Annotated in this window: 12 protein-coding genes; 2 read left to right on the forward strand and 10 right to left on the reverse strand. The window is 68.1% G+C overall.

Annotated elements, in window-relative coordinates; translation table 11 throughout:
- Nucleotides 1-164 precede the first annotated feature (164 nt).
- The 6 genes from ACR2FV_RS09295 to ACR2FV_RS09320 all read right to left on the reverse strand — a co-directional run bounded on the left by ACR2FV_RS09295 (nucleotide 165) and on the right by ACR2FV_RS09320 (nucleotide 3,719).
- A complete protein-coding gene (locus ACR2FV_RS09295) occupies nucleotides 165-422 on the reverse strand; it encodes a hypothetical protein (RefSeq protein WP_434015410.1) in 258 nt (85 codons plus the stop codon).
- Nucleotides 423-522: 100 nt separating this feature from the next.
- Nucleotides 523-1,974, reverse strand: a complete 1,452-nt coding sequence (locus ACR2FV_RS09300; RefSeq protein ID WP_434015411.1) for a DUF2252 domain-containing protein — start codon at nucleotides 1,972-1,974, stop codon at nucleotides 523-525.
- Between the two features lie 5 nt (nucleotides 1,975-1,979).
- On the reverse strand, nucleotides 1,980-2,414 hold the full coding sequence (locus tag ACR2FV_RS09305) for a PIN domain-containing protein (RefSeq protein WP_434015412.1): 435 nt from the start codon (nucleotides 2,412-2,414) through the stop codon (nucleotides 1,980-1,982).
- Between the two features lie 8 nt (nucleotides 2,415-2,422).
- The gene (locus tag ACR2FV_RS09310; RefSeq protein ID WP_434015413.1) at nucleotides 2,423-2,653 is read right to left on the reverse strand and encodes a hypothetical protein; all 231 of its coding nucleotides are present in this window, start codon (nucleotides 2,651-2,653) and stop codon (nucleotides 2,423-2,425) included.
- Nucleotides 2,654-2,682: 29 nt separating this feature from the next.
- Entirely contained in the window at nucleotides 2,683-3,417 is a 735-nt protein-coding gene (locus ACR2FV_RS09315; RefSeq protein WP_434015414.1) for a class I SAM-dependent DNA methyltransferase, read from the reverse strand.
- 41 nt (nucleotides 3,418-3,458) lie between these two features.
- The gene (locus ACR2FV_RS09320; RefSeq protein ID WP_434015415.1) at nucleotides 3,459-3,719 is read right to left on the reverse strand and encodes an AbrB/MazE/SpoVT family DNA-binding domain-containing protein; all 261 of its coding nucleotides are present in this window, start codon (nucleotides 3,717-3,719) and stop codon (nucleotides 3,459-3,461) included.
- A gap of 133 nt (nucleotides 3,720-3,852) precedes the next feature.
- Between ACR2FV_RS09320 and ACR2FV_RS09325 the strand changes: the two genes are divergently transcribed.
- Together ACR2FV_RS09325 and ACR2FV_RS09330 are read left to right on the forward strand one after the other, a co-directional pair.
- Complete coding sequence (locus ACR2FV_RS09325; RefSeq protein WP_434015416.1) at nucleotides 3,853-5,163, forward strand: class I SAM-dependent methyltransferase; 1,311 nt, start codon at nucleotides 3,853-3,855, stop codon at nucleotides 5,161-5,163.
- A gap of 323 nt (nucleotides 5,164-5,486) precedes the next feature.
- Nucleotides 5,487-5,882: a hypothetical protein gene (locus ACR2FV_RS09330; protein ID WP_434015417.1), complete on the forward strand. Its 396-nt coding sequence runs from the start codon at nucleotides 5,487-5,489 to the stop codon at nucleotides 5,880-5,882.
- An 11-nt stretch (nucleotides 5,883-5,893) separates the two neighbouring features.
- Here ACR2FV_RS09330 and ACR2FV_RS09335 read toward each other — a convergent pair whose 3' ends face one another.
- The 4 genes from ACR2FV_RS09335 to ACR2FV_RS09350 all read right to left on the reverse strand — a co-directional run bounded on the left by ACR2FV_RS09335 (nucleotide 5,894) and on the right by ACR2FV_RS09350 (nucleotide 7,686).
- The gene (locus ACR2FV_RS09335) at nucleotides 5,894-6,334 is read right to left on the reverse strand and encodes a TA system VapC family ribonuclease toxin (protein ID WP_434015418.1); all 441 of its coding nucleotides are present in this window, start codon (nucleotides 6,332-6,334) and stop codon (nucleotides 5,894-5,896) included.
- The gene (locus ACR2FV_RS09340; protein WP_434015419.1) at nucleotides 6,331-6,504 is read right to left on the reverse strand and encodes a hypothetical protein; all 174 of its coding nucleotides are present in this window, start codon (nucleotides 6,502-6,504) and stop codon (nucleotides 6,331-6,333) included. The genes ACR2FV_RS09335 and ACR2FV_RS09340 overlap by 4 nt, the downstream gene beginning before the upstream one ends.
- Nucleotides 6,505-7,036: 532 nt before the next feature.
- Entirely contained in the window at nucleotides 7,037-7,468 is a 432-nt protein-coding gene (locus ACR2FV_RS09345; protein WP_434015420.1) for a type II toxin-antitoxin system VapC family toxin, read from the reverse strand.
- Complete coding sequence (locus ACR2FV_RS09350; RefSeq protein ID WP_434015421.1) at nucleotides 7,465-7,686, reverse strand: hypothetical protein; 222 nt, start codon at nucleotides 7,684-7,686, stop codon at nucleotides 7,465-7,467. The genes ACR2FV_RS09345 and ACR2FV_RS09350 overlap by 4 nt, the downstream gene beginning before the upstream one ends.
- Nucleotides 7,687-8,244: the final 558 nt, after the last annotated feature.

The raw sequence follows: 8,244 nt of genomic DNA on the forward strand, positions 1-8,244 counted from the left end.
CAAGCGGGCTTGCACGCGCAAACTGCGATACGCTTCCTTGCGCTCACCGGCCGCCGACTCGACTGCCCGCACCTCGCGAAAACCGTTCGCATTGACCGCGATTGCCACCAGCAAGGCCAGATCACCGACATGCGATCCCCAGTTGACCTTAAGACCAGTTGACCTTAAGACCAGTTGACCTTGAGATAGGTCGCCTCCAGGTACAGGTACAGGTACAGGTACAGGTACAGGTACACGGTGGCCTGGTAGACCCCGGCGTCGCGGTCCAGCAGGTGAACCTTGGTGTCGTCGTTGAACCAGCGCAGCACCAGGACCGCCTTGGCCCAGCAGGTCGCGGGCGCGTTGCCAGGGGGGCGGATGGGGACCGGTGACGTGGTCCTGCTCGTCGAGCGAGATGAGTTCCGCAACGCGAGCAGGTTCACCGACGTCGGTGTCTGGACGCTCGAGGCCGCGCTGGGATCCTGCATAGATGGTCCGGCCCGTGGACCTTCGCGCTGGCCCCGGTGACCGAAGCACTGCCGATCATGGGCGGAAGGCGGAGCCGACGTTGTCCAGCGCACCCTCGCTGACGGGCAGGTCACCGCGCTTCACCGCGGCCAACAGTCCGGCGTGGTCGGCCTCGGTCTGGTCGGCATACAGCCGGGCGAACCGAGCCAGTGCCTTGTCCACCTTGTCCGAGCCCCCGACATACCCGGCGATCATGGACGCGCCGCTGGTGCGGGCGTGACCCTTGGCGAGCAGGTGCCCGACGATGCCGGCGTAGTCGGTCAGTGCCGGCGCGTCGATCGCGTCCAGCGGGATCGTGCCCTTGCTGTTGCGGAACTGGCGCACGTAGTAGGTGTGCTCCCCACCGACGGTGGCCCAGCCGAGCAGGGGGTCGCTGACCGTCTGCAGCGCCTGCTGATACTCCACCACCCGCTGGCCCTGGTGCTCGTGCAGCGCGGAGTCGCCGTGCACGTAGCGGGCGATGACCGAGCGCCGGGCCTGCTTGAGCTGGAGGAAGAGCACGTCGTCGGGGGTGCTGCCCTCGAGCAGCGCGACGTAGGCCCGCAGCCCGACACTGCCGACCCCGACCACCTTGTGCGCGATGTCGACCAGGGTGTAGCCGCCGACCACCCGCCGCCAGTGCGGCGCCAGGGTCATCAGGTAGCCGTCGAGGGCCGCGGCCAGGTCCGCCCGCTCCCGGTCCTCGACCCGCGTGATGGTCGGCGGGTCCTCGGTGATGACGCGATGCCCGTCCTGCTCGGCGGTGAACTTGGGCAGCGCCCGGTCGCTGGTGCGCTTGCGGGCCCGCTTGGTCGAGCGCTTGATCTCCTTGCGCAAGGTCTTCTCGGTGGCGGTCTCGTGCAGTCGTTCGACGTCGAGCTGGTTGTAGGAGCGCATCAGCAGCGGCTGCTCGGCCAGGAACCTCAGCTCCGCCCGGTATGCCGCGACACACGCCCGCACCGCGGCGTCGCACTGCTCCTCGGACAGGCCGTTCTCCCGTCCGGCCACGTGGATGCTGGCGACCAGGCGGCGCAGGTCCCACTCCCAGCACCCGGGGTGCGCCTCGTCGAAGTCGTTGAGGTCGATCACCAGCTCTCCCTCGGGTGAGGCATAAAAGCCGAAGTTGCCGAAGTGCGCGTCACCGCCGATCACCGGCATGATCCCGGTTGCCGGGAGGCGCGAGACGTCGTCGGCCATCACGATCGCCGTGCCGCGCAGGAAGCCGTAGGGGCTGGTGATCATCCGGCCCACCCGCAGCGGGACGAGCTCGGAGCGCCGCCCCTCGTGTGACTCCTGGATCAGCGCGACGGGGTCGGGCCGCCCCGGCCACGCCCGCCAGTCCCCCAGCGCCTTGCGTGGCACGTCCTTGCGCAGGGCCTTGCCCATCGCATACCGCTCGGCCCGCGACGTGGGTCGCTGGCGGATCGAGGCGTAGGCCGCGCTGTCAGCGGTGGCGAGCACCGTGTGGCCGGTCGTCGTTGGGGGCACGCGGCTCATCTTTCCTGTCGTCGCACCGGCACGGATCGCGCGCCGTCGGCATGCTGCACCACCAGGGCGCGGTCGAAGGTCGCCAGTCGCGCGCCGTGCCGGCGCGCCAAGGAGACCAGGTGCGTGTCGGTGATCTGTCGATATCCCCGGACGCTGGACCAGTCCGCCACCGTGTAGGACTGGTCGTCGGGCACGAAGGTCACCTTGGCGTGTTCGCGCCACCGGTGCAAGACCTCCCCGGCCGTCGTGGCCGACTCCCCCAACCGGACGAGGTAGCGCATCAGGGCACCCTCGACCGTGGGACACAGCAACACCTCGGACTGGCCGACGAACCACCCCTCGGCCACCTCGTGGTGCTCGTGCTCGACCACCACCAACGCGATGAGCACGTTCGCGTCAAGCAGCGAAGTCTCCTTGCCCCAGGTGACCGGATCGGGCATCAGCGGACTCAGTCTTCGGCCAGCATCTCGGCGACCTCCTCGGAAGTCACCGGCCGGCCGACCGACACCACCGGAAGGCCGGTGCGCTCACTCACGCTGAGGGCTACCGGCTGACCGAGCTGGGCCAACCCGCGGACCGTCAGGTCCGCGATCGTGCTCGACAGGGACTGCGCCCGCTCCTCGGACAGCCGCTTGACCCGTTGGTAGGCAGCAGGAGGGAGATCGACGGTGGTGCGCATCTATGCATCATAGCTGCATCAGGGGTGCATCACTCTTGTTGATTGGCACGAGCGAGGAAGACCAGCTCACTGCCGGGGCGGTCCGGGGCATCCCGCACCTCCTCGACCCCGAAGCCGGTCGCGGCCAGCGCCTGCTCGACCTCCTCACGGGTGTGGAAGCGCAACGTGGAATCCGAAATGAGCACCAGGTCGTCGGCCTCGAAGGTGTTGGTCGAGCGGAACGACACGAGCGGCTCGCGCACCTGCGTCACCTGCTCCCACTCCCGGATCACCCCGACCCCCTCGACGTGGGTGCGCCGGTCGGTCCGCTCCCGGGTCCACCCCTCCCAGGCCCGCCGTGCCGGGTCGCGGGTCTCGAAGACCAGCCACCCGCCGGGACGCAAAGCAGCGCGTATGCCGTGCAACGTCGCCTCGAGGTCGGCGAGGGTGCCGAAGACCTGGGCCACGTTAGCCGTCATCGTGGCCAGGTCGACCTGCATCGCCGGCAGGGTCGTCGCATCACCGTGGATCCACCGCACTCGGTCGGCGCCGGGTTTGGCTCGGGCCACGTCGAGCGAGGCCCCGGCCGGGTCCACGCCCGTGATCTCCACTCCTGCGTGGGTCAGCATGGTCGCGAAGGTGCCGGTGCCACACCCGACGTCGAGCACTCGGCGAGCACCCACCTCCCGGGCGATCTCGGCATACACCTCCAGATCGCTGCGGTCCGGGTCGAGCGCGTCATAGACGGTGGCCAGCCGCGGGTCGTCGAAGACGGCGTCTGGCATGCCGGGACCGTACGCAGCCCCCGGCCGTGCACGCCACAGGTTTACTGCACGTGAGTCGAGAGACCGAGCGCCGCCATCTCGCCACGGGTCAAGGCCATCAGCTCATCGGTGGTCATCGAGACGTCCCCCCGCCCCCTGAGCCGCTCGGCGATCGACCTACCCCGGCCGTCAGGACCGCGCAGCTTGCGGACGATCAAGGTCTCACCCTCCGCCTCGAAGGACACCTCCGTGCCGGGCTGAATGCCGAGTGCGTCTCGCAGCGGCTTGGGGATGGTGACCTGGCCCTTGTCGGTAACCAGCATGCAAGAATCTTGCCTGTCTTACTCTTACCGCAACTCCGGGGCCTCGAGCGCGAGGACTCCCTGGGTTCTATCCTGACGGCAAAGGCGCGTGCCGAGGGGTCCCTGGCACGTACTCCCAGGTAAGGAGGCTGCGATGAGTGTCGCCGAAGTGCTGGAGCCGTTGGTGCGGACGGCCCTGAATGCGTCCCCCCGGGTCCGGATCGAGTGCTGGGACGGCAGTGTGCTCGGACCACCCGACGGCGTGCTGCGCATCCGCTTCGCCCGGCGCCGAGCCCTGCGGTGGCTGCTGTGGTCGCCCAACGAGCTCGGCTTCGCGCGGGCCTACGTCGCCGGTGACATCGAGATCGAGGGTGACATCGTGGCAGCGATCAGCGGACTCGACGCGCTGGCCAACTCCGAACAGGGGCCGGGAGTCCGGGTCGACGCAGCGGCCAAGGCTGCGATCGCCAAAGCCGTGCTGCGGCTGGGTGCGGTCGGCCCGCCGCCCCGGCCACCGGCCGAGGAGACCCGGCTCTCCCGGTGGCGACGGCATACCCCCGGCCGGGACGCCAGAGCGATCTCGCACCACTACGACGTCGGCAACGACTTCTACGCGCTCGTCCTCGGAGCCTCGATGGTCTACTCCTGTGCCTACTTCGAGCAGCCGCCGTCCGGGAACTACAGCCTGCAGGACGCGCAGCGGGCCAAGCTCGACCTCGTCGCGCGCAAGCTGGCCCTGGTCCCCGGCCAGCGGGTGCTCGACGTGGGCTGCGGATGGGGCGGCTTCGTGATCCACGCGGCACGCGAGTACGGCGTGCACGCGGTCGGGATCACCCTCTCCCGCGAGCAGGCGGCCCGGGCTCGGGAGCGGGTGCGGACCGAAGGGTTGGAGCACCTCGTCGAGATCAGGGTGCAGGACTACCGCAAGGTGCGCGACGGCCCGTACGACGCGATCGCGAGCATCGGGATGGCCGAGCACGTGGGGCTGTCGCGGCTGCCGGAGTACGCGACCGATCTGCATACTCTCCTCGCGCCCCGAGGTCGGCTGCTCAACCACGCCATCGCGCGGCGGCCAGGCCCGCCCAACGACCCCAAGGACGACCGGCGTTCCTTCCTCTACCGCTACGTCTTCCCCGATGGGGAGCTGGAGCCGCTGGCCACCATGGTGGACGCGCTGGAGAGCGCCGGCTTCGAGGTGCGCGACGTGGAGTCGCTGCGCGAGCACTACGCCCTGACGCTGCGGGCGTGGGTCGCCAACCTGGAGCGGGAGTGGGACCGAGCGGTGGCGTTGGGAGGGTCCGGTAGGACTCGCGTGTGGTGGCTCTACATGGCCGGCGCGGCGCTGCAGTTCCAGTTCAACCAGATCGGGGTCAACCAGGTGCTGGCCGTGAGACCCGCTCCAGGCGGGGTCAGTGGTATGCCGTTGACCCGCGCCGAGCTGCTGCGCCCGGATCGGCAACACTGACGGCCTCACCGGTGCCTGTGGATGAATCCTGCGCGACATGCCGCACCCGGGTCAGGGTGGGCTCTCGACGACGACACAGGAACAGCCATGCCGAGACCGGGCCTGCGAGCCGTGGACCAATCAGGACTACGAGCGGCTGGTGGCCCTGATCCGCGACGACGCAGACCACGACGAGATCGCCACCGGGCTGCAACGTCCGGTGTCGACCGTGGGCACGCGCGCGCGGCGGCTGCTGCCGGTGCAGGAGCGGCGCGCTCCCGCGGATCGGGTGCTGTCCGCGGCGCGCGCACCTGAACGACCCGGCATACGACTGGCGCCAGGTCATGCTGCTCAGCGAGCCGCCCCCGCCCTCCGCACCGCTGCCCGCACCGGTCGTGCACGGGGGCGTCCCTGGACTGGACGACGACCTGGTCACCACGGCCTACGGGCTGCTGTGCGCGTTCAGTGAGTCCAGGAGACCGGTGGTCCGGGAGGTGGCTCAGGAGGTCGGTCGGCGCGGGCTCGAGCAGGACCTGATCGGACGACGCGCCGACCACCTGCTGCACCGGATGGGCGACATCGTGACCTCCTACGCCGAGGCCCACGACCTCGCCCGCTGCTGGGTCATCGACGCCCCGGCCTGGAAGCACTACGAAGACGGACCTCGTCTCTACGGAGTCGGCGGAGGATACGGACCCTCCGCCTACGACGAGGAGCCGTGGCCCGGACCCGGCTACTGACGCCGGAAAAGTCAGGCCGTCGACACCGGATCAACCGTCGGGACCAGCTCACAGGCCTCCGGGCGACGAGCGGCCAAGGCCATGTCGAACGTCGCCAACTGGCTGGGCGGGCGGGCCGTCGCCATGGCGACAAGGTAGGAGTCGGTCACCTGGCGATGACCATGGACGCCGGCAAGGTCGGCGTCTCGATAGGAGACATCGTCAGGCCAGAACTCGCTTCCGGGCATGGCGTGGATCTCTGCCACAACGGACTGAGCCATAGCCGCCGACTCGCCCTCGCGAAGCAGGAAGCGCACGAGCGCGCCCTCGGTGATCGGGCAGACGGCAAAACCCTCCACACCCGCCAGCCACCGTTGTGCTGACTCGTGGTGAGCATGATCCTGCGCGGCCAGAGCAATGAGCACGTTGGCGTCAAGCAGATGGATCGGCCGGGACTCGCGAGCAGCCCTCACTCGTCGTCCCACAGCGTCGCCACGTCTTCGCTGTCGACCCTTCGGCCCACCCGGACGGTCGGGAAGCCAGTGATCGGATGAGCGACCGGCTGCTGCTCGTCCTCGGTTTGGGCGAGCCCGCGCAGGGTGAGTTCTGCGATGACACTGGAGAGCGACCGATCGGTGCGCACCGCAATCTCCCGCGCGCGCCTTAGGGCTGCGGGTGGCAGATCCACAGTCGTCCGCATGTCATGCATCATACCGTGATTCATCATGCGGTGCACCGGCCGACAGCGCTTCTACTGACCACACATACCCATCAAATTAGAGGCGACACGCTACTAGTGACCATGCCAGCAGGGTACTCCTCGCGGGCCGGCGAACCCCTCCGCGAGGATCACCGGCTCTTCGAAGTCAGCCGGGCACCTCTCCCTGCTGTGCGATGTTGACGTGACTGTCGTCGGATTGCCCGGCAGCGAAGGGCGTGGGTGGCCACGTGCCCTTCGACTGGTCCGCGGCCAGGTGAAGCGCAGGCGCGCACTCGCCCACTTCAGACGTTGAAGCGGAACGAAAACCCTCAGAACTGGCTGCTCTTGGAGACAGTGTGTCACCGTTGAAAATGGCTGTGACCTGCACAAACACGACGCTCGCACTGTTGGACGTCGTTGGCCAGAGGTGGTCGCGGCGTGTCATCTTGCGGACTATTTGCGGACCGCTCGGATCTCAGGAGACGACCTCTGGGAGCAGCGTGAACGCATCGACGTGACTCGGTCGTACGACGCGGAAGTGCCGATGATCGAGTGTGGCGATTTGATCGACTCCGAGACGTTCAGCGAGTGCGATCACGGAGGCGTCGGTGGTGCCGAGCGGCAGACCGTCGTACTGACGCACCAACTCAGCCATTCGCACGAAGTCGTTGGGCACCAAGGCGACGAGCTCGAAGTCGACAGCGGCGACGGATTCGAGGAACTTCGCCTCGACCTCCGTGTTGACCCACGCAGCCAGCATGTAGCCGACCTCAGCGACGACTGTCTGCGGGATCAAAAGTCGGCGTTCAGCAAGCCGGAGACCGCTGAACATCTCCGTACAGGAGTAGTGATCGGCATCGTTGGACGCCGCGGCGGCGATGAGCGGACCTGAGTCGCAGAGGATCACGAGCGAGCGCGACCAAAGCCTTCAGCGAGGTACTTGTCGACGTTCCGGCCGATGTCGGTACTCCCGTCCTTGGAGACACCCGCACCGAAGAACGCAGGCGGCCACGATCCCCTCGGCCTGTGCGCGGTCAGCCGACGGGCGTCCGCGAGCAGCGCGTCAACCCGGTCGTCGGGCAGACCCTCGATCAGGTGGATCAGCTCGTCGCGGTTGGCGGTCACATCATCGATTGTAGGCGGGCCGGCCAACATTGAGCGGCACGCCGCCGTTCAGCGATCACGCCGTTGGTGAACACCTCGCACTTCTGCGAGGGCGCCAGCTTCTTGCGTTACGCCTGGCCCGGGGCTGAGAGGCCTTTGCCGAGGCCTGCCTAGATTTCGGCTCGGTCATGATCAATCTCCTTGCCCAGTCCGATCATCGAACCAGCAAAGATGCGGAGACTTGGACCAGGAACTGGTTACCGATCTCAGACGCGCAAGGGTCATCGCGCTGTTGGAGTTCTGCGTGGCCAACCAGGCCACTTGCTCATCGAAAACGTAGGTGTGTCCGGCGTCGTGCCGGGCCCACGGCACGTGCGCCACCACCACCCCAGGGGCCGGGCCGGGCAGGACGCCGGGTAACGGCACGCCGATTCTGTGACCAGCAGCTATGCCACGGTTCTGGCCTGTGACCTGCACTTTTACCGTTGGTAGCCGTTGACGAGCGCGGTGGGGATATGGGCCTGTTGCGGACTTTCTGCGGACTGTGTGCGGACTGACGCACCCCCAGACGTTGAGCCG

Origin of the sequence: Ornithinimicrobium sp. (assembly GCF_051004135.1) — a bacterium.
Classification (GTDB): domain Bacteria; phylum Actinomycetota; class Actinomycetes; order Actinomycetales; family Dermatophilaceae; genus Ornithinicoccus.

Excerpts from the sequence above, each read along its gene's own strand:
- ACR2FV_RS09305 (WP_434015412.1), bottom strand. The coding sequence starts at position 2,414 with ATGCCCGATCCGGTCACCTGGGGCAAGGAGACTTCGCTGCTTGACGCG.
- ACR2FV_RS09310 (WP_434015413.1), bottom strand. The coding sequence starts at position 2,653 with ATGCGCACCACCGTCGATCTCCCTCCTGCTGCCTACCAACGGGTCAAG.
- ACR2FV_RS09315 (WP_434015414.1), bottom strand. The coding sequence starts at position 3,417 with ATGCCAGACGCCGTCTTCGACGACCCGCGGCTGGCCACCGTCTATGAC.
- ACR2FV_RS09320 (WP_434015415.1), bottom strand. The coding sequence starts at position 3,719 with ATGCTGGTTACCGACAAGGGCCAGGTCACCATCCCCAAGCCGCTGCGA.
- ACR2FV_RS09325 (WP_434015416.1), top strand. The coding sequence starts at position 3,853 with ATGAGTGTCGCCGAAGTGCTGGAGCCGTTGGTGCGGACGGCCCTGAAT.
- ACR2FV_RS09330 (WP_434015417.1), top strand. The coding sequence starts at position 5,487 with ATGCTGCTCAGCGAGCCGCCCCCGCCCTCCGCACCGCTGCCCGCACCG.